The sequence below is a fragment of the Pseudoalteromonas sp. PAST1 genome (assembly GCF_021532515.1).
GTDB classification, from domain to species: domain Bacteria; phylum Pseudomonadota; class Gammaproteobacteria; order Enterobacterales; family Alteromonadaceae; genus Pseudoalteromonas; species Pseudoalteromonas simplex.
On the sequence record NZ_JAKGBH010000008.1, the window covers coordinates 23768 to 45481 of the forward strand.

Consider the following 21714-nt stretch of genomic DNA (forward strand, 5'->3'; position numbering starts at 1 on the left):
AGAATATTTTTTTGTTTAATTATAAGAGCAAAGTATGGCACATAAAATTGCACTCGTATTTCCAGGTCAAGGCTCACAAACTGTGGGCATGTTATCTGAACTATTAGCTGATTCTCAAATTGCTAAAGCAACATTCGCTGAAGCATCTGAAGCTCTTGGCTATGATCTAGCTGCACTTGTACTAAATGGTCCAGAAGAAGAATTAAATCAAACCCATCGTACACAACCAGCACTTCTTACAGCTAGTGTTGCTATTTACCGTCAATGGTTAGACGCAAACCCTGATGCCGATGTTGTTATGGCTGGTCACAGTTTAGGCGAGTATTCAGCATTAGTTTGTGCTGGCGTTGTAAGCTTAAGCGAAGCAGTTAAACTAGTAGAAAATCGTGGTTTATATATGCAAGAAGCAGTACCTGCGGGTGTTGGTTCTATGGCTGCAATCATCGGCTTAGGTGACGACGAAATCAAAGCAGCGTGTGAAGCATCAGCAAATGGTGAAGTGGTTTCACCAGTGAACTACAACTCACCAGGTCAGGTTGTTATTGCCGGCCATAAAGCGGCAGTTGAGCGTGCATCAGAAGCATGTAAAGAAGCAGGTGCTAAACGTGCTTTACCACTTGCAGTAAGCGTACCTTCTCACTGTGAACTAATGAAACCAGCTGCTGAGAAATTAGCTGCTGATTTAGCCACTTTAACATTTAATACACCTAAGTGTGATGTAATCAACAACGTTGATGTAAAAGCTGAGCAATCAAGTGAAGCAATTAAAGATGCATTAGTACGTCAACTTTACAGCCCAGTTCGCTGGACTGAAACTGTACAAGCATTAGTTGCGCAAGGTATCACACAAAGCTATGAGTTTGGCCCAGGTAAAGTATTAACGGGCCTTGCTAAACGAATTGATAAAGCAATGGTATGTGGTGCGGTTAATACGCAAGCTGCTATTGATGAAGCGAAATAAGTAGGAATAGAATGACAAATTTATTTTCTCTTGAGGGCAAGGTTGTCCTAATCACTGGTGCAAGCCGTGGTATTGGTAAAGCGATTGCAAATACGCTAGTTGCACAAGGTGCAAAAGTAGCGGGTACTGCAACAAGCGAATCAGGTGCTGCTAAAATCAGTGAATATTTAGGTGACAACGGTAAAGGTTATGCCCTTAACGTTACAGATCCTGAATCGATTGAGGCGACACTTGCTGCGATCAAGGCTGATTTAGGCGATATCGACGTATTAGTTAACAATGCAGGTATTACTCGCGATAACTTATTAATGCGTATGAAAGACGGTGAGTGGGATGACATCATCGACACGAACCTAAGCTCAATTTTCCGTTTATCAAAGGCTGTTTTACGCCCTATGATGAAAAAGAAAAATGGTCGTATCATTAATATCGGTTCTGTAGTGGGCACTATGGGTAATGCGGGTCAAGCTAACTATGCTGCAGCGAAAGCGGGTGTAATTGGTTTTACTAAGTCATTAGCACGCGAAGTGGCATCACGTGGCATCACAGTGAACGTTGTTGCACCGGGTTTTATCCAAACAGATATGACAGACGAGCTGACTGAAGACCAAAAAGCAGCTACGCTTGCAAATGTACCTGCAGGGCGTTTAGGTCAACCTGAAGAAATCGCTGCTGCGGTATGCTATTTAGCATCTGACGCTGCTGCGTATGTATCAGGCGAAACATTGCACGTAAATGGCGCGATGTACATGGTTTAATGAAAGTTAGCAAAAATTTGCTAGCGAAAGATTATCGAAAATTGTTGAAATTTTTGTGATCTTGCTTTAAACATACTTGAATTCGCTATGAAAATAAGCGATAAATGAACAAATACTATTCGAGAGGTTTGACCAGATAAGTAATTATCAGCAAATCCTTGAATCACAGAATTATGCGGCGTAAACTACGCCGCAATCTGAAAATAACGCATTGGCGTTTTTAATAAAGGAAAGAAGAATGAGCGACATCCAAGAACGCGTAAAGAAAATTATCATTGAGCAACTAGGTGTTAAAGAAGAAGAAGTAAAACATGAAGCTTCTTTCGTTGACGACTTAGGTGCTGATTCACTTGACACTGTAGAACTAGTAATGGCTCTTGAAGAAGAGTTCGACACTGAGATCCCAGACGAAGAAGCTGAAAAGATCACTACAGTTCAAGCTGCAATCGATTACGTTACAGCTCACGCTGAGTAATTTTACGCATTTTGATTTTAAGGGCAGCATTAAGCTGCCCTTAGTCTATCTATAGAATGATACTAATAAATTTGGTATACACCCCACCTAAAATAATTTCCTTATTGGAGGCAACCCGTGGCTAAACGTCGAGTCGTCGTAACTGGCTTAGGAATGTTGACACCGCTAGGTAATGATGTTGAATCTACTTGGCAAGGTTTGTTAAACGGTAAAAGTGGTATTCAAACTATCACGCATTTCGATACCTCAAGTTTCGGCACCAAATTCGCAGGTTTGCTGAATGACTTTGATGCATCAGCTTACATGTCACCGAAAGATGCAAAGAAAATGGATTTGTTTATCCAATATGGCATTGCAGCGGGTGTACAAGCACTACAAGATTCTGGTCTAGAGATCACTGAAGAAAACGCCACTCGTGTTGGTGTAGCAGTGGGTTCTGGCATCGGTGGTTTAACTTTAATTGAAGAAAACCACATCAAACTATTAAATAGCGGCCCGCGTAAGCTTTCTCCGTTTTACGTGCCTTCGACCATTATCAATATGATCTCTGGTCATTTATCGATTATGCACGGTTTACGTGGCCCTAATATTTCAATCGTTACAGCCTGTACTACAGGTCTACATAACATTGGTCATGCTGCGCGTATGATTGCATACGGCGATGCAGATGCAATGGTAGCCGGTGGTGCTGAAAAAGCATCAACACCAATTGGTATGGGTGGTTTTAATGCAGCACGTGCATTATCAACTCGTAACGACGATCCACAAGCAGCATCTCGTCCTTGGGATAAAGACCGTGATGGTTTTGTTCTTGCTGATGGTGCTGGTGTTATCGTACTTGAAGAATATGAGCATGCTAAAGCACGTGGCGCGAAGATCTACGCTGAACTCGTTGGTTTTGGTATGAGTGGCGATGCATATCACATGACATCTCCACCTGAAGACGGTGCAGGCGCAGCTCTAGCGATGGAAAATGCCCTAAACGATGCACAAGTTAATGCAGACCAAGTTGGTTACATTAATGCTCACGGTACATCGACGAATGCAGGCGATAAAGCCGAAACATCCGCTGTTAAAACTATTTTTGGCGATGCAGCGAAAGATGTGATGGTAAGTTCATCTAAATCAATGATGGGTCACTTGTTAGGTGCAGCAGGCTCGGTAGAGTCAATTATTACTATCTTGTCACTTGTTGACCAGAAAGTAAGCCCTACAATCAACCTTGATAACCCAGATGAAGGCTGTGATTTAGACTACGTACCGCACACTGCACGTGACGCTAAATTGGATTACGCACTATGTAATTCATTTGGTTTTGGTGGTACTAATGGCTCGTTGCTGTTTAAAAAGGTATAATTCTTTTTAACAACGGACTAAAAAGAAGAGCCCAGTTGTTTAACTGGGCTTTTTTGTATGAATAAATTAAAACAAACAATAAAAATAGTCACACCAGACACCACAATAAGCACGCAAGATCGTGGCTTAAATTATGGTGATGGCTTTTTTACCACAGCCTCTGTGATGAATTCTGTCGTTGAGCACTGGGATTTACACAAAGCGCGTTTAGATGAATGCGCGCAAAGACTATTTTTCCCCGAATTAGATTTAACCGCAATTGAGCGTGAAGTTAACCACGCAATCAGTGATACACAAACCGGTATTTTAAAAATAGTTGTCACCCGTGGTGCAGGTGGGCGTGGTTATGGCTTACCAGACACACCAAGTATCCAAGTTCTAATCAGTACCATGCCTGCAGTTTCACACTATAAAAATTGGCAGCAGCAGGGGGCAAACCTTGAAATCAGCGACGTGAAACTTGCACATCAACCTTTACTTGCAGGCTTAAAAACATTGAACCGTTTAGAGCAAGTGCTTATCAAAAAGCAAATGAGCAGCCTTGAATGTGATGACGTTGTTGTACTTGATTATGATAACAATGTGATTGAGTGCTCTGCTGCAAATTTATTTGCTATTAAAGACGGTCAAGTTATATCACCTAAGTTAGACCGCTGCGGCATCACTGGGGTTTATCTCAGCGCTTTATGTGATAAGTTAGCCATTGAATTTAAAGCAATCCAACTAGATGAGCTTTTAGCTATGGATGCCGTATTTATGTGTAACAGTTTAATGGGCGTGGTTCCCGTTGCACGAATTGCTGATACACAGTTTGATATTGAATGCAGTAAAGCGCTATTAACGGCGCAGTTTGCCAAGGAGAGTGTGTGATAAAAGTCATTGTTAGCGTGCTGTTATTAGCATTGCTATGTTGTGGTATTGGCTATCAACAACTTCAATCAGCATTAAAAATGCCGTTAAAAGTTGAAAATAGTACTTTATTTAAAGTGGAGCGTGGCACCGGCTTTAATCAACTTTGCCAAGCATGGCAAACAAAGCAGTGGGTTGATAGTTGTTTTAAATTTCAGGTACTCGCTAAATTAGATCCTACGCTTACGGATTTAAAAGCGGGTCTTTATGAACTGGATACAAGCGCTGTGATTGATAATATTCGCCGTATTAATCAAGGTGCACAAGTAAGCTTTAGCTTCACAATTATTGAAGGTCAGCCACTTCGTGACGTTGTTGCTAATATTCAAAAGCAAGCGCATTTAAGCCAAGACTTAGATACAGAAAATTTAGCGACGCAGATAAGTAACACGCAAGAGAATTTAGAAGGCTGGTTGTTCCCTGATACCTATCACTACCATAGCGAAGATAGTGCCAGCGGCTTATTAAAACGCGCATACAACAAAATGCAGCAGGAATTAGACACCGCATGGCAAACTAGAGCACCAGATTTGGTATTAAGTTCACCGTATGAAGCGTTAATACTGGCTTCTATCATCGAAAAAGAAACGGGTCTTGCTTCTGAGCGACCATTAATTTCTGCGGTATTTACCAATCGTTTAAAAACCAATATGCGCTTACAAACCGATCCAACGGTTATTTATGGTATTGGTGCTGATTTTGATGGCGATATAAAACGAAAAGATTTAACAACCTATACACCGTATAACACGTATAAGATAAAAGGCTTGCCGCCAACACCCATAGCCATGCCTTCGAAAGCAGCGATTTTGGCCGCGGTTAATCCACCTGAGTCTGAATATGTGTATTTTGTTGCGAAAGGGGATGGCAGCCATCAATTTTCGAAAACATTGCAAGAACATAATCGAGCGGTAAAGCAGTACCAATTAAACTAACAACCAGAATTGAGTCATATGACAGCGAAATTTATAGTGATTGAAGGCCTAGAAGGGGCCGGAAAATCAACGGCTATTGCCGTATGCCAAGCTTATTTAGAAAACAAGCAAGTCGATTTTATTAATGTACGTGAGCCTGGCGGTACAGCTATGGCTGAAGAGCTGCGTAATATCGTCAAACAGGCTCACCAAGAAACAGTGACCGGTGAAACAGAGCTGTTAATTATGTATGCAGCACGTTCGCAATTGGTTGCTAATATTATTAATCCGGCACTTGAAAAGGGCACTTGGGTTTTAGGTGATCGCCATGATCTTTCCTCACAAGCATATCAAGGTGGTGGTCGTGGTATTGAACAAACTAAACTCTCTTTTTTAGCTGATATGGTGCTAAATGGTTTAAAGCCTGATTTAACCATTTATTTAGACATTGACCCAGCTGTGGGTCTTGCTCGCGCTAAAGGACGTGGTGAACTTGATCGTATCGAACAAGAAGCATTAGACTTTTTTGAGCGCACTCGCGCACGCTACCTTGAAATAGCTAACACTGATAGCAGTATCAAAACTGTGGATGCAAACCAAACAATGCCAGAAGTACATGCGGCAATCACAACCGTGCTTGATAACTTTTTTGCAGGTTTAAATTAATATGCCTTTGCCGTGGCTTGAAGGGCTTTATCAGCAACTTGCGCAAAGTTTTGCACAGCAACGCTTTCATCATGCACAGCTATTTAATGGTGATAAAGGTGTTGGCAAGCAACGTTTAGTCGATTCGCTCGCTGATGGGCTACTTTGTGCGTCACCTGTAAACTTAAAAGCCTGTGGCAATTGTAAAAGCTGCCAACTAAATCAAGCGGGTACTCATCCTGATAAACGCGTTGTAAAGGTAGAAGGCCAAACAATAGGCGTTGATGAAATTCGGGAGATCAGTGATTTTATCAACCATTCAGCAGCGCAAAATGGTAACAAAGTAGTGGTGCTTGAACAGTGTCACAAAATGACCACTGCAGCGGCTAATGCTTTATTAAAAACCCTTGAAGAGCCAAGTTTGCGCCGTTATTTATTGTTAACGTGCGAACAAACAGCATTATTACCTGCAACAATTTTAAGTCGCTGTGCGGTACACGAAATAAAGGTTAACCCAGAATATACAACACAATGGTTAGCATCACTGAACATTGCTAATTATTCATGGTTAGAGTTGTTCGCTCGACAGCCACTGCTTGTTCAGCAGTGGCAAAATGATAACCAACTTGAAGCTATTGATTCACTCTTTAAATTTGCAACTAATCTAAAAGACAGCCATAATTTCAGTGCGTTAGTCGACATCCTTAATAAAGATCATAGCTTGGTTAATGTATTTGCCTTGTTTTTAACAGAGCATCTTAAAACGCAATTAGTATTAGGAATGGACTTTTTCAATTATCAAAAAGCACAATCTGCTATTTCAGAGTTTCTTTATAACAGTTCACATGTGCTTGGTTTAAACTTGGAACTTGCCATTTCACAATTAGCGTTTACTTTACGTGAAAGTCAAAATTAGGATATATCGTGCAAGAATTATTAGTAGATATCGAAGACTTAGAAGAATTATACCGCTGTTACATGCCTTATCTAAAAAATGGTGGTTTGTTTGTTCGCACTAATATGCGCTTTGAAATGGGTCATTCATTGGCTTTAAAAGTCACATTACCAGATGCACTCGAAGATGATGTAGTAACGGGTAAAGTTGCTTGGATCACACCACAAGGTGCGCAAAGCTCAAACCCGCCAGGTATTGGTGTGAATTTTATCGATGATAAAACCAATTTAAATGCCAAAATCGAAAAACTACTCGGTACTATGTTAAACTCAGGCAATCCGACCTATACCATGTAATAAAAGTAGTACCATGATTGTAGATTCTCATTGTCATTTAGACAGGCTTGATTTCGATAAACTCGACTTAGACTTAGACCAAGTACTCGATAATGCTCGTGCAAAGAAAGTAGAACACTTTTTATGTGTAAGCGTAACTTTAGATCAATTCCCAAGTATGCTGGATAAAATTAAGAACTATCCAGACGTTTCTGCATCATGTGGTGTGCATCCACTTGATCAAAAAGACGCACTCGATAAGCAAAAGCTAATTTCACTTGCAAGCCACGACAAAGTGGTGGCAATTGGCGAAACGGGTCTTGATTACTATTACTCAAAAGACACCCATATTGTTCAGCAAGAAAGCTTTGTTGGTCATATCGAGGTTGCTAAAGAGCTCAATAAACCGCTTATTATTCATACACGAGACGCTAGAGAAGACACCATTAACTTAATGCGCGCCCACAATGCTGAGAATTGTGGTGGTGTATTACATTGCTTTACAGAAAACTGGGATATGGCCAAAAAAGCCATTGATATGGGCTTTTATATTTCGATTTCGGGCATTGTTACGTTTAAAAATGCCGTAGAGTTAAAAGACGTTGTAAAGCAAATTCCGCTAGATCGCTTACTAATCGAAACAGATTCACCGTATTTAGCGCCTGTTCCATATCGTGGTAAAACAAATCAACCAGCCTATGTTGAAGATGTGGCTTACTACATCGCCGAGTTAAAAGGGCTTACTTTTAACGAGTTAGCTGAAGCAACAACTAACAACTTTTATTCGTTGTTTAATCAGGCTAAAAGGGCGTAATGGTGCACGGCGTATCGAATTTACCTCAGTTAGTAATGGGGCCAATGGTACGCCGAGCAGATGCAGGGCGAGTGTGCTTTCAATTTGTTACAACTAGGCCTTACCACTACCGAATTGAGTTTAGCGGAGTTGAAACATACTCGAACTTAGAGTCCGTCCAATTAGGGCAACAGCTTTACTTAAATTTCATCAATGTCATGCCTGTCAATGGCCAGTTTGCAGTTGATTCACTGATCTATTATTCGTTACATGATGAAAATAAAAGCCTTGATTTATCGTCTTTTTGCTATGAACGTGCCGAATCTCCGGCATTTGTGATCCCCAATCGACTCGATAGAATTCTTCATGGCTCGTGTCGTAACCCTCATCACCCTGCAAAAGATAGCCTTGTAGCTGCAGATAATTGGCAAAATGTTCAGCGCCAGTCACTTAATGCTGGTGCTGACCTATTATTGTTATCTGGCGACCAAATATATGCGGATGATGTCGCAGGGCCTATGCTGCTCGCGATTGAAAAAGTGATTAGCTTGTTTGGAGTGTTTTCAGAGCCAGCGCTTGATTTAGATTTACCGGCAGGGTTCGAGCAGCAACTTTATCAGCGCCATTTACACTTACCCAAAGTACCTTGGCAGAAACGGAGTAAATTTGGTGTTGGTTATTGGCTTAAAAAAGATGAACCACACTTCTCAAGCTTAAAAGCTGAAAACCATTTAATTCATTTTCAAGAATTTATAGCGCTTTATTTATTAAACTTCAGTGCGGTTACTTGGCAGCTAATTGAGTTTGAATCAATTGAATGCCCAGCATTAGCCCCTAAATACGCTAACCTATTTAAACTTGAAAAGGACGCACTGGTTGGCTTTGCAAAGGGTCTTCACAGTGTTGAAAGGTTATTCGCCAATGTGTCGACATTAATGATGTTTGATGATCATGATGTCACCGATGATTGGAACTTAACAGCAGGGTGGGAGCAGGCTATTTATCAGCACCCAGCTAGCCGTCGTATTGTAAATAATGGCCTGATTAGTTATTGGTTAATGCAAGGAATTGGTAATGATGCAGGTGATAACACTTTGTCTTTATTACCCAGTTTTAAACAAAGCCTGCAACAACAGAGCTGGCATTTTAAAGACTTTGATAAGCTAATACTCAATTTTAACCATTGGCATTACGAGCTTAATACCATCCCCAAAGTTGTGGTTCTCGATACCCGAACCCATCGCTGGCGTAATGAGCAAAATTTCAATGAGCCATCAGGCTTACTTGATTGGGAAAGGCTCATTGAATTAGAAGAAAGCTTATTGTCTCACGATAAAGTGATTATTGTATCTCCAGCACCGGTGTTTGGTGTTAAATCGATTGAAGCAATCCAAGCTATTTTTAATTTTTGCGGGCAGCCATTGTTGGTTGATGTTGAAAACTGGATGGCCCATGAAGGTTCTGCTAAAAAACTGCTAGATACTTTTCGCCGTGAAGATACGCCAAAAGAAACCTTGATCCTCTCTGGTGATGTCCATTATTCATTTTGTTTTTCAGTGCAAAAGCGCTTTGGTAAACATAAAAACCGAATTTGGCAGTTGACTGCCAGTGGTATTAAAAATGAGTTCCCACGCAAACTTATTAATGTACTCGATAAACTCGACTCAATTTTATATGCCCCGAAAAGCCCACTTAACTTTTTCACTAAACGTTGGCAAATGGAAGTTGATAAACATCAAACCAAAGGCGAAGGACAAAAGTATTTGGTCAGTAATGCGGCTATCAGCTTAATTGAGCTCAATGACGGTTTACTTGCTAAATATGAACTTATTCACGCTGATAACCAAATAACTGAATTCGATTTAAACGATAATTAATCGAATACATTAGAATAAAAAAACGCCCAGAACGAATCCGCATTGTTCTGGGCTTAGGGGGTGGCTCGTGTGAGCCTGCGCTAACTATAAAAAAACACCTTCTAAATTCAGTAGGGAGAAGTAGAAAGTACTTTTAAGTGTAGTTAATCAACAGGAAATTGCACGGTAAATGTACAAATTTTATACTGGTTTAAAATCAGTCTGTTACAGCTTTTTACCTAAATTAGCGCCTTATTTATACAGTCTTTATGCGCAACTTATACCCAAGTTATCAACTGGGCATTTTGGACCAAATCACGAGGTAATGAGTTCTTAATTTTATTCTTTTGCCACTTACCTAGGCCTACCGGACAACCACATAACATTAAAACTACTTCACCATTATCTTGCGTTGGTTTTTCGAGCCTAATATCTTTACCGTTAAAGTAATCGTTTGCTTGGCAAGCAGACATCTCAAAGGTATTTTTATCGCAATCTTGGCCAAAGACAGTGGCAAACTCGTGAGTTAAGCGAACACCGCCTTTGTGGATCACACCAAGTTGAATACCTAAACGTGAGTATTTAATTTTATCATGCAGTTCATCAAAGCCATCAGGAAACAACCAAAGCTCTTTATCACGTTGCATTAAGGTGCCTTGAAGTGATTTTAGACCGAACTGTTTTTTAATTGTTTGCATAAACGCTTGGCTTTGCTTTTTATCAAATTCAGCAAACGGAAATGCGCCTTTTTTAACTTTTTGATTTGGGTTATCGCTTGATGCTACTTTCTTAAATTTAGCGATGAAGAAACCTTCACTGTCGTAAGTTTGCGGCCAAACATGTAAATAACCTTCACTGGTTGTCGCTTTGTCTGCGCCATCAAACAGGCTGTCGAGCGGTTGTACTTCGATGCAATCAGGGAACTCTGCTAATAGATACTCACACACTTGTTGGTTTTCAAGGGGTGTTAAAGTACAGGTCGAATAGACTAATGTGCCGCCTGGTTTTAAGGCATAAAAGGCACTTTTGATAAGGGCTTTTTGCACAGCAGCAATATCAATATTAGATTCGATTGACCAATTTTTTAGGGCGTCTGAATCTTTACGAACCGTGCCTTCACCTGAACACGGGGCATCTAGCAAAATGTTGTCGAAGCACTCATACATGTAATCCCCGAATATCACACCGTCAAAATGTGATAATGCACAATTACCCACACCCATACGTTTGAGGGTTGCAGCCAATACTTTTAAGCGTGACGATGACAACTCATTGGCCACTAACACGCCACTATTATCCATCATGGCGGCGATTTGTGATGTTTTTGAACCTGGTGCCGATGCCATATCAAGTACCGCGTCGCTTTGCTTAACTTCGGCTCTCAGTGCTACCGGCGGTAACATTGAGCTGGCTTCTTGCACATACATAGCACCACTTAAATGTAAATCGGTATTACCGATTGCAAGGGCGGCTTCTTCGTCGCTTGGTCGTGTTAGCCAGAACCCTTCTTCGCACCATGGAATTGCTGTTAACTCCCATCCTTTTTTGGCACATTGACGCTGAAATTCATCGACTGACATTTTTAATGTATTTACGCGAACAGATCGTCTTAGTGGGCGGCGACAGGCTGCAATAAAGTCGTCTAATGATAAATGTTCAGGAAGGTAGCTTTTTACATCATCAATAAATGAGTCAGGAATATATGTATTAGCGTCCACTAAATGGCTCTCACATCACGTAATAATAGCTGGATCATACCATTTATAGCGCTATCAGGGGATATTTTTAGCTTTTTAAGAGCGATATTGAAGTGTCGACATATTGCTAATATAAATGTTCTTTATAGCCATTATTTTTGATAAATATCAATTTATGTCGACATTTTGCTGGTTTTTTAGCCTATTTTTCAGATCTCAAGGTTGACAGTTTCAATGTTAGGGCGCATAGTGAACTCATAAATTGTCGACAATCTTAATTTAGTACTTTGATAGACCTATTATGACAGAGCAAAAAGCCAACGATAACTACAACGATATCACGATAACAACAGCCTCAGACCAAGTGTTTGTCGACATGCGTCGTGAAATTGTCCAAGGCACCATCGAGCAGGGTAGCAAAATTTCTGAGCCAGAACTTGCTAAACGCTATGGTGTAAGCCGTGCCACCTTACGTGAGGCGCTAAATCGTTTAGAGAGCTGTTATTTGGTAGAGCGTAAAGCAAATGTCGGTTGTCGTGTTGTTGCACTAACAGCTGAGCGTTTAATCGAAGTCTATCAGGTTCGTAGTGCCTTAGAAGGGCTGGCTTGTCGGTTAGCTGCCGACAACATGGAACCTGAAGAAGTGCAGGGTTTAAAACAGTTATTGAATCAGCACTTACAAACACAGCGTGTAAAAGAAGGTGAATCATACTACCAAGAAGCGGGCGACCTTGATTTTCATTATCGCATTATTAAAGGGTCGAAAAACGCACACTTAATTCATCTGTTATGTAATGAGTTGTACCAGTTAATTCGTATGTACCGTGTACAAATGGGCATGGTTGGGCCGCGTGTATCAAAAGCGTTTGATGAACACTTAGCTATTATTAATGCCATTGAAAATCATGACGGTGAATTAGCCGAAATGCTTATGAAGCGCCATATTAGTGCGTCTCAGGCAAATATTCAGACGAAGTTTGACTTGCTCGCAGCAAAAAATCAGTAGCGCCGTAGTTAAACAGTCACAATTTAGATTTAAAAAATAGAGTCAGCCAAAGAGCTGAAACCGTTCAAAGATAGGAGTTATCCAATGTCAGCAGGATTAAAGTTCAAACAGGCAATCGCCAACAACAAGCCATTACAAGTGGTTGGCACCGTCAACGCGTACTGCGCAATGATGGCAGAGAAAACCGGTCACCAAGCACTTTACCTCTCAGGTGCGGGTGTTGCTAACGCATCATACGGCATGCCAGATTTAGGTATGACTAGTCTTGATAACGTACTTGAAGATATTCGTCGAATCACCAGCGCTACCGACTTACCGCTTCTTGTTGATGCTGACACAGGTTGGGGCGGTGCTTTTAATATTGCTCGTACCGTTAAAGAAATGACCAAAGCAGGTGCAGCGGGCTTCCATATTGAAGACCAAGTAGCACAAAAACGTTGTGGTCACCGTCCTAATAAAGAGATCGTGTCTAAAGATGAAATGGTTGACCGTATTAAAGCTGCGGTTGATGCTAAAACAGACAGTGATTTTTACATTATGGCGCGTACTGATGCATTCCAAAAAGAAGGCTTAAATGCAGCTATTGACCGCGCAGCAGCGTGTGTTGAAGCTGGCGCAGACGCTATCTTTGCAGAAGCGGTGCATGATTTAGCAGATTACCAAGCGTTTGCTAAAGCGTTAAATGTGCCAATTCTTGCGAACATCACCGAATTTGGTCAAACGCCACTTTATACAAAAGAGCAATTAAGTGAAGTGGGTGTTGAAATTGTACTTTATCCACTCAGTGCATTTAGAGCGATGAACAAAGCAGCACTTAATGTGTATTCGTCTATTCTTAGCGAAGGCTCGCAACAAAGCCAAGTAGACAATATGCAAACACGTGCGGAATTATATGAGTTTTTAGATTATCACTCATATGAAAACACACTCGATAACCTTTTCTCAGCTAAAAAATCATAACGACAACATATAAGGAGAACACTCATGGTAGATAAAGCATTAGGCGGCGCAGGTTTACGTGGTCAAGTAGCAGGTGAAACAGCACTGTGTACAGTAGGTAAATCAGGTTCAGGTTTAACTTATTGTGGTTATGATATTAGTGAATTAGCAGATAAAGCACAGTTTGAAGAAGTGTCTTTTTTACTGTCGCGCGGTGAATTACCAACAGAGTCTGAGCTGACTGAATATAAAGCAAAGCTAAAATCACTACGTGGTTTACCAGATGCACTTAAAACAGTGCTTGAAAACATTCCTAAAGACGCGCACCCAATGGATGTAATGCGTACGGGTTGTTCTATGCTAGGTAACCTAGAAATGGAGCAAGACTTCTCAGAAGCGAATGATGCAATTGACCGTATGGTTGCTGTATTCCCAAGCATTATTTGTTACTGGTATCGCTTTAGCCATGACGGCGTTCGCATCGACACTGAAACTGATGATGATTCGGTTGGTGCACACTTCTTACGTTTATTACATGACGAAGCACCATCAGCACTGTTTGAGCAAGTAATGAATGTGTCTTTAATTCTTTATGCAGAGCATGAGTTTAATGCATCAACATTCACTGCGCGTGTGTGTGCATCAACATTGTCTGATATTCACTCTTGTGTAACGGGGGCGATTGGTAGTTTACGTGGTCCATTACATGGTGGTGCAAACGAAGCGGCTATGGATATGATTGAAGGCTTCACAAGTGCAGACCAAGCTGAAGATGCGCTGATGGGCATGCTTGAGCGTAAAGACAAGATCATGGGCTTTGGTCATGCCATTTACCGTGAATCAGATCCACGTAACGTGATCATCAAAAAGTGGTCAGAAAAACTGGCAGCAGAAGTGGGTGACGATGTGCTTTATCCAGTGTCTGTTCGCTGTGAAGAAGTTATGTGGCGTGAAAAGAAATTATTCTGTAATGCTGATTTCTTCCATGCATCTGCGTATCACTTCATGGGTATTCCAACTAAGTTATTCACGCCAATTTTCGTGATGAGCCGTGTAACAGGTTGGACAGCACACGTGAAAGAGCAACGTGCTAATAACCGTATTATTCGCCCAAGTGCAGATTATACGGGACCAGAAGCGCGCAGCTATACGCCAATTTCTGAGCGTTAATCGTTAATTAAATCAGTGATAGGGGTAGCTTAGCTGCCCCTTTATGAAGGGGCGAAATAAATACAAAAACAATCAGCCCACCTTTGTTCACCGTCACCAAGTACAAGTAGAATCATCATGAATACAAACTTTAGAAAACCATTAGCAGGCACCGGCGTCGATTACTTTGATACGCGCGCTGCTGTTGATGCAATTAAACCAGGCAGCTATGCCACACTTCCTTACACATCGCGAGTACTTGCCGAAAACTTAGTTCGTCGCTGTGACCCTGAAATGCTAAATGATGCACTGTCGCAATTGATTGACCGTAAGCGTGATTTAGATTTTCCATGGTTTCCTGCGCGCGTTGTGTGTCACGACATCTTAGGTCAAACAGCGTTAGTTGATTTAGCAGGCCTGCGTGATGCCATTGCTGCAAAAGGCGGCGATCCTGCAAAAGTGAACCCTGTGGTACCAACACAGTTAATTGTTGACCATTCATTAGCGGTTGAACACGCAGGTTTTGAACCTGACGCATTTGAAAAAAACCGTGCTATTGAAGACCGTCGTAACGATGACCGATTCCACTTTATTAATTGGACGAAAACAGCATTTAAAAATATTGATGTGATCCCGCCGGGTAACGGCATTATGCATCAGATTAATTTAGAGAAAATGTCACCTGTGATCCAAAAACGTGACGGCGTGGCATTCCCAGATACATTAGTTGGTACAGATAGCCACACACCTATGGTCGATGCATTAGGTGTTATTGCAGTCGGTGTAGGTGGTCTTGAAGCTGAAAGCGTGATGCTTGGCCGTGCATCTTACATGCGTTTACCTGATATTGTGGGTGTTGAGCTCAAAGGCAAGCCACAACCGGGTATTACTGCAACCGATATCGTATTAGCGATCACCGAATTTTTACGTAATGAAAGAGTTGTATCGACCTACCTTGAGTTTTATGGCGAAGGTGCCGATGCACTTACATTAGGCGATAGAGCAACTATTTCTAATATGACGCCGGAGTTTGGCGCAACAGCTGCGATGTTTTACATTGATGACAACACGCTTGATTATCTACGTTTAACAGGCCGTGAAGAAGAGCAAGTTCAACTCGTCGAAACTTACGCAAAAGAAACTGGCCTTTGGAGTGATAGCCTTAAAACGGCAGAATATGAGCGTGTGTTAACCTTTGATTTATCATCAGTTGGTCGCAATATTGCGGGCCCTTCAAATCCACATCGCCGTGTTGCAACAAGCGAACTTGATAAAGCGGGTATCACTGGCGCCTTAGAGAATGAAGAAGGCTTAATGCCAGATGGTGCCTGTATCATTGCTGCAATCACAAGTTGTACGAATACTAGTAATCCACGCAATGTTATTGCCGCAGGTTTACTTGCGCGTAATGCTAACGCTAAAGGGTTAACTCGTAAGCCATGGGTTAAAACATCACTGGCACCGGGTTCTAAAGCGGTTAAGTCTTACTTAGAAGAAGCAAATTTATTACCTGAGCTTGAACAACTAGGTTTTGGTATCGTTGCCTTTGCATGTACAACCTGTAATGGCATGAGTGGTGCGCTTGATCCAAAAATTCAGCAAGAAGTGATTGACCGCGACTTATACGCAACCGCTGTACTTTCGGGTAACCGTAACTTCGATGGCCGTATTCACCCTTATGCTAAACAAGCATTCTTAGCTTCACCGCCGCTGGTTGTTGCTTATGCTATCGCCGGTACTATTCGTTTTGATATCGAAAAAGATGTATTAGGCCATGATCAACAAGGTAACGAAATTCGCCTTATGGATTTATGGCCATCAGATGAAGAAATTGATGCAGTGATCAAACAAAGTGTTAAACCTGAACAATTTAAAAAGGTTTACGAGCCAATGTTTGACTTAAGTGTAGATTACGGTGAAGACAACGATCCACTTTACCAATGGCGTCCACAAAGTACCTATATTCGTCGTCCTCCTTATTGGGAAGGCGCATTAGCGGGTGAACGCTCTCTGAGTGATATGCGTGCATTAGCTGTGTTGGGCGACAACATAACTACTGACCACTTATCACCTTCGAATGCGATTTTAGCGTCAAGTGCTGCTGGTGAATACTTGGCTAAAATGGGTCTCCCAGAAGAAGATTTTAACTCCTATGCTACTCACCGAGGTGACCATTTAACAGCACAGCGTGCTACATTCGCTAACCCTAAGTTATTGAATGAAATGGTTAAAGAAAATGGTGAAGTGAAGCAAGGTTCATATGCTCGCATTGAACCAGAAGGCAAAGTGACGCGTATGTGGGAAGCTATCGAAACCTACATGGAGCGCAAACAACCGCTTATCATTGTAGCTGGTGCTGATTATGGTCAAGGTTCGTCACGTGACTGGGCTGCAAAAGGTGTTCGCCTAGCTGGTGTTCAAGTGATTGCAGCAGAAGGCTTTGAGCGTATTCACCGCACTAACTTAATTGGTATGGGTGTATTACCGCTTGAGTTTAAAGCAGGTACTACGCGAACTACGCTAGGTATTGATGGTAGTGAGAGTTTTAGTGTCAAAGGTGAGCCAACACCAGGTGCAACACTGACACTAGTAATTACCCGTGCCAATGGTGAAATCGTTGAAGTACCAATGACGTGTCGTTTAGATACCGCTGAAGAAGTGTCAATTTATTCAGCGGGTGGTGTACTGCAACGTTTCGCGCAAGATTTTTTAGAATCTGAGGAGCACTAAGCGATGGCGTTTAAACCACAAATTAAGGTGCCAGCGACCTATATGCGTGGCGGCACCAGTAAAGGGGTTTTCTTTAACTTAACTGACTTACCTGAGCCTGCCCAAGTGGCAGGTGAGGCGCGCGATAACCTGTTGTTACGTGTGATTGGTAGCCCCGATCCTTACCAAAAACAAACTGATGGTATGGGCGGTGCAACCTCAAGTACCAGTAAGACGGTAATATTATCAAAAAGCGCGAAACCTGATCACGATGTTGATTATCTATTTGGTCAAGTAGCTATCGATAAAGCGTTTGTTGATTGGAGTGGTAACTGCGGAAATTTAACTTCTGCAGTCGGAGCCTTTGCTGTGTCGAACGGCCTTGTTGATGCCAGCAAAATTCCAGACAACGGCGTTGTCGAAGTTAAAGTTTGGCAAGTCAATATTAGTAAAACCATTATAGTACATGTGCCAATTACTAACGGCGAAGTGCAAGAAACCGGTGATTTTGAGCTTGATGGCGTGACCTTTCCAGCCGCTGAAGTAAAACTTGAATTTATGGACCCTGCAGATGGCGAAGGGGCCTTATTCCCAACAGGTAACTTAGTCGATGAGCTAGAAGTGCCGGGTATTGGTATGTTGTCTGCAACGATGATCAATGCGGGTATTCCTACAGTTTTCATTAACGCCAGTGAAGTTGGCTATGATGGCACAGAGCTGCAAGAAGCCATTAACGGTGATGCATCGGCACTTGAAAAATTAGAAACAATTCGAGCCTACGGGGCGTTGAAAATGGGGCTAATTTCTCATATTGATGAAGCAAAGGCACGCCAACATACGCCAAAAGTGGCTTGGGTAGCACCTGCTAAAACGTATCACGCATCAAGCGGTAAAGTTGTAAATGAAACCGATATTGATTTAGTGGTACGTGCTATGTCGATGGGTAAATTGCACCATGCTATGATGGGCACGGCTGCGGTAGCAATAGGTACTGCAGCTGCCATACCTGGAACTTTAGTAAATCTTGCGGCAGGCGGTGGTGAGCGACAAGAGGTAAACTTTGGTCATCCTTCTGGCACTTTAAAAGTCGGCGCTGCTGCAACACTTGTTGATGGCAATTGGCAAGTCACTAAAGCAAGTATGAGCCGAAGTGCGCGTGTGTTGATGGAAGGTTGGGTTAGAGTGCCCGAGTAGTACTCAATCGCGTACTGATATTATCAAAATAAAGCGGCGGTTACGCCGCTTTGTCTGATCCGTAGCACTGTTGTTTCATTCCTTCAATATATTCATCAAACTTGCCGCTTTGTTGCATCAGTTCAATTTCATCATTTAAATCTTGTAAAACTTTTTGCCAGTGCGGCGTTGATTTACTAATAGAATAATAAAGCGGTTTGTATTCAAGCTTTGGTTCTAGCGCGACCAGTGATTCTAAAATTTGTCGTTTGCCGCTAATTGATAATTCAGACTTATAAACACTGGCTTTAAGAACTTCAAGGTCCGCCACAATCAGACTTACTCGATTACTTAGTAAAAGATGGATTAACTGGTATTCATTATTTGCGACGATTGTATCGATTTCTTTATTATCAATCATAGCATCGAGTTTTTTGGTATTTTTATAAGAGCGGACTACACCAATAGGTAAATTCTCAACTGATTTTAAATCACCATTGAAAGGGATTTGATTTCCTTTTAACGCCACGAATGATAGATCTCCACCAGGTATTTCATGACTTAAAGCAAGTAAATTGTTGCGAGTTTTACTAAGAAAATTATCTGATACAACATCATCTTCAATGAAGTACTCAGGAAAAAGAATATCAGCGCGACCTAATTCAGCTTCTCTTACGGCACGCGCCCATGGGTAGAAACCAATGTGTATGCCATAACCTTTTTCAAGAAGTGAGCTGACAGTAAATTGATAGAGCCAGCCCTTGTTACACAAGTTTTCGTCAATATAAGGAGGCCAATCTAAAGTGACGAGCTTTAAAACATGTTTGGCACTTAGGTTATAACCGTATCCGCCGTTGAAACGCACCGCTTCTTCAGTGACGATTTCACCATTTTTTTCAAAACTAACAGGTGTTAGACCCGCAAGGGCTTGATATGAGGCGAATAAAAAGAGCACTGTTAATAGTTTCATAAATTGTTTAAGTTTTTGTTATTTATCTAAAGCTTAGCCTTTTGTCGTAAATATACAACCTAGGAACTGTAACAATATCTAACTTATGGAGTACATTTTTCGGTCACAGCTTATAGTTGTAGACTCGAGTGACAAAAAGTTTGTATTTGTATTATGATATCACTTAATGCTTTTGCAACTTAAGGATAACAACAATGATAAAACTTAGTCTCTATATATCACTTCTCACAAGCTCTATGCTTGCTCACGCACAATTACCGCTTAGCGTTACAAGCCCTGATGGACAAATAACTGTAAAACTCGAAAAACAACAAAACCAGCTTGTTTATAGCGTAAATTATGGCAATCAGGTTTTTTTGCAGCAATCAGAGCTTGGTTTAAATACCAACCTAGGTGATTTTTCACAAATCCTCAAATATAAAAGCCATACAACCGCTTCGGTCAATAAAAGCTATAAATTGCATAATGCGAAGGTGAGTGACATAAATTACACAGCGAATACACTCAAAGCGCAATTTGAAAACCAAGACGGCAGAATACTTGGCGTCGAGTTTAATGTGTCTGATAGCGATGTTGCATTTCGTTATCAGATATCGGGAGCTGAAACAGATACCCGTATCAAGGTGTTAGCTGAATACAGTGCTTTTAACCTACCAGATAATGCAACTACATTTATAAGACCACAAGCCTTACCTGAAACGGGCTGGATGCAAACAAAACCAAGTTACGAAGAGCCTTACACCTTTAACGAAGCCCTTGGAACACCGTCAGCGAATGGCGTGGGTTATACCTTTCCTGCATTATTTAAAAATAGCGATAAAGGTTGGCTTTTAATTTCAGAAACCGGTGTTGATAGCCATTATGTTGGCTCAAAATTAAGCGAAGGCACGAAAGACGGTGTATATCGTATTTCATTTCCTCAGGCCGGTGAAAACAATGGCATTGGTGCAACTTATGCCGCTATGGCAATGCCAGCAACCACACCTTGGCGTACCATCACGTTAGGAACAAGTTTAAAACCAATTGTTGAATCAACCGTGGCATTTGATTTGGTTAAACCACTTTATCAAGCAAGTCAAAATTATAAAATGGGTCGATCAACATGGAGCTGGATTGTTTGGCAAGACCCAAGTATCAACTACGATGACCAAATCAAATTTATTGACTTAGCTGCATCATTAAATTTTGAATATGTATTAATCGACAATTGGTGGGATAAAAACATTGGCCGCGAGAGAATGGCTGAATTGGTTAAGTACGCCAATGGAAAGGGCGTTGATGTTATTTTGTGGTACAACTCAAATGGCTGGTGGAATGATGCACCACAGACCCCACAAAATAGAATGAACAGTGCACCTGCACGTCGAATTGAAATGGCGTGGCTGCAAAGCATTGGTGTAAAAGGGCTGAAAGTAGACTTTTTTGGTGGTGATAAACAAGAAACCATTAAACTGTATGAAGATATTCTTACAGATGCAAATCAGTATGGTTTAGTGATCACCTTTCATGGCAGCACCATCCCGCGTGGCTGGGAAAGAATGTATCCTAACTTCGTCACTTCTGAAGCGGTACTGGCATCGGAGAACCTTGTTTTTCATCAAAATTCGTTAGATTTACATGCCTATAACGCGACTATTTTACCATTCACTCGTAATGCTATTGGCGCTATGGATTTTGCCCCAGTGTTTTTAAACAAACGTTTATCGCAAGATCAAACCGTCGGCACTATTCGTAAAACCACAGATGCATTTGAACTGGCAACAGGTGTGCTTTATCAATCACCAGTGCAACATTTTGGCCTGACGCCAAATAACCTTGCAGAGCAACCCCAATTTGTTATTGATACTTTAAAGGCGATGCCAACGGTATGGGATGAAACACGCTATATTGCAGGTCAACCGGGTCAAGATGTAACGATCGCAAGGCGTCATCAACAAACATGGTGGGTAGCAGCCGTGAATGGTGAAAATAAAACCAAAAAATTCGATATCGATTTACCTATGTTAGCGGGTAAAAAAATCACCCTGTTGTTTGATAAAAAAGATGGCAGCGCTGGTACTAAGCAAGTCACAGTAAGTAACAGTGGCAAGTTAACCTTAAACTTATTAGCTCAAGGTGGCGCACTGATTATTGGTCGCTAACTGTGAGTTTATAGGCGACGAATAAAAGCCAAG

Annotated in this window: 19 protein-coding genes; 17 read left to right on the forward strand and 2 right to left on the reverse strand. The window is 41.5% G+C overall.

The annotated features are described in order from the left end of the window. Positions 1-34: 34 nt before the first annotated feature. The 11 genes from fabD to L1272_RS05560 all read left to right on the forward strand — a co-directional run bounded on the left by fabD (position 35) and on the right by L1272_RS05560 (position 9918). Positions 35-961: an ACP S-malonyltransferase gene (gene fabD / locus L1272_RS05510; RefSeq protein WP_138600107.1), complete on the forward strand. Its 927-nt coding sequence runs from the start codon at positions 35-37 to the stop codon at positions 959-961. An 11-nt stretch (positions 962-972) separates the two neighbouring features. Continuing rightward, positions 973-1719, forward strand: coding sequence for a 3-oxoacyl-ACP reductase FabG (fabG, locus tag L1272_RS05515; RefSeq protein ID WP_054554714.1), 747 nt, complete (start codon positions 973-975; stop codon positions 1717-1719). A gap of 238 nt (positions 1720-1957) precedes the next feature. Further along, a complete protein-coding gene (acpP, locus tag L1272_RS05520; protein ID WP_016707440.1) occupies positions 1958-2194 on the forward strand; it encodes an acyl carrier protein in 237 nt (78 codons plus the stop codon). Positions 2195-2311: 117 nt separating this feature from the next. Beyond that, positions 2312-3550, forward strand: a complete 1239-nt coding sequence (fabF, locus tag L1272_RS05525) for a beta-ketoacyl-ACP synthase II (protein ID WP_054554715.1) — start codon at positions 2312-2314, stop codon at positions 3548-3550. Positions 3551-3607: 57 nt separating this feature from the next. After that, positions 3608-4420, forward strand: coding sequence for an aminodeoxychorismate lyase (gene pabC / locus L1272_RS05530; protein WP_235372930.1), 813 nt, complete (start codon positions 3608-3610; stop codon positions 4418-4420). Next, positions 4417-5394 carry an endolytic transglycosylase MltG gene (gene mltG / locus L1272_RS05535; RefSeq protein ID WP_054554717.1) on the forward strand — a complete coding sequence of 326 codons (978 nt, stop codon included), beginning with the start codon at positions 4417-4419 and terminating at the stop codon, positions 5392-5394. The genes pabC and mltG overlap by 4 nt, the downstream gene beginning before the upstream one ends. 18 nt (positions 5395-5412) lie before the next feature. Next, positions 5413-6039 carry a dTMP kinase gene (gene tmk / locus L1272_RS05540; RefSeq protein ID WP_235372932.1) on the forward strand — a complete coding sequence of 209 codons (627 nt, stop codon included), beginning with the start codon at positions 5413-5415 and terminating at the stop codon, positions 6037-6039. Position 6040: 1 nt separating this feature from the next. Next, a complete protein-coding gene (locus tag L1272_RS05545; protein ID WP_235372933.1) occupies positions 6041-6934 on the forward strand; it encodes a DNA polymerase III subunit in 894 nt (297 codons plus the stop codon). An 8-nt stretch (positions 6935-6942) separates the two neighbouring features. Further along, positions 6943-7269, forward strand: coding sequence for a PilZ domain-containing protein (locus L1272_RS05550; RefSeq protein WP_054554720.1), 327 nt, complete (start codon positions 6943-6945; stop codon positions 7267-7269). 13 nt (positions 7270-7282) lie between these two features. Beyond that, on the forward strand, positions 7283-8062 hold the full coding sequence (locus tag L1272_RS05555) for a TatD family hydrolase (protein ID WP_138600112.1): 780 nt from the start codon (positions 7283-7285) through the stop codon (positions 8060-8062). Beyond that, positions 8062-9918 (forward strand): alkaline phosphatase D family protein, encoded by a 1857-nt coding sequence (locus L1272_RS05560; protein WP_138600113.1) that lies wholly within the window; start codon positions 8062-8064, stop codon positions 9916-9918. The genes L1272_RS05555 and L1272_RS05560 overlap by 1 nt, the downstream gene beginning before the upstream one ends. A 257-nt stretch (positions 9919-10175) precedes the next feature. Here the strand turns inward: L1272_RS05560 and rsmF are convergent, their stop codons facing one another. Then, the gene (gene rsmF / locus L1272_RS05565; protein WP_209326944.1) at positions 10176-11615 is read right to left on the reverse strand and encodes a 16S rRNA (cytosine(1407)-C(5))-methyltransferase RsmF; all 1440 of its coding nucleotides are present in this window, start codon (positions 11613-11615) and stop codon (positions 10176-10178) included. Between the two features lie 280 nt (positions 11616-11895). On the opposite strand from rsmF, the gene L1272_RS05570 reads away from it, so the two are divergent. From L1272_RS05570 to prpF, 5 genes are all read left to right on the forward strand, one after another. Then, complete coding sequence (locus L1272_RS05570) at positions 11896-12600, forward strand: GntR family transcriptional regulator (RefSeq protein ID WP_054554723.1); 705 nt, start codon at positions 11896-11898, stop codon at positions 12598-12600. Between the two features lie 84 nt (positions 12601-12684). Next, positions 12685-13560, forward strand: a complete 876-nt coding sequence (gene prpB, locus L1272_RS05575) for a methylisocitrate lyase (protein ID WP_054561375.1) — start codon at positions 12685-12687, stop codon at positions 13558-13560. Between the two features lie 24 nt (positions 13561-13584). Next, positions 13585-14709 carry a bifunctional 2-methylcitrate synthase/citrate synthase gene (prpC, locus tag L1272_RS05580; RefSeq protein WP_063704938.1) on the forward strand — a complete coding sequence of 375 codons (1125 nt, stop codon included), beginning with the start codon at positions 13585-13587 and terminating at the stop codon, positions 14707-14709. A 117-nt stretch (positions 14710-14826) separates the two neighbouring features. Continuing rightward, the gene (gene acnD, locus L1272_RS05585) at positions 14827-17418 is read left to right on the forward strand and encodes a Fe/S-dependent 2-methylisocitrate dehydratase AcnD (RefSeq protein WP_235372934.1); all 2592 of its coding nucleotides are present in this window, start codon (positions 14827-14829) and stop codon (positions 17416-17418) included. A gap of 3 nt (positions 17419-17421) precedes the next feature. Continuing rightward, complete coding sequence (gene prpF, locus L1272_RS05590; protein WP_194442274.1) at positions 17422-18591, forward strand: 2-methylaconitate cis-trans isomerase PrpF; 1170 nt, start codon at positions 17422-17424, stop codon at positions 18589-18591. Positions 18592-18631: 40 nt separating this feature from the next. Here prpF and L1272_RS05595 read toward each other — a convergent pair whose 3' ends face one another. Next, on the reverse strand, positions 18632-19540 hold the full coding sequence (locus L1272_RS05595; protein WP_194442272.1) for a substrate-binding periplasmic protein: 909 nt from the start codon (positions 19538-19540) through the stop codon (positions 18632-18634). Positions 19541-19734: 194 nt separating this feature from the next. Between L1272_RS05595 and L1272_RS05600 the strand changes: the two genes are divergently transcribed. Continuing rightward, the gene (locus L1272_RS05600) at positions 19735-21681 is read left to right on the forward strand and encodes a glycoside hydrolase family 97 protein (protein WP_235372935.1); all 1947 of its coding nucleotides are present in this window, start codon (positions 19735-19737) and stop codon (positions 21679-21681) included. The last annotated feature ends 33 nt before the right edge of the window (positions 21682-21714 follow it).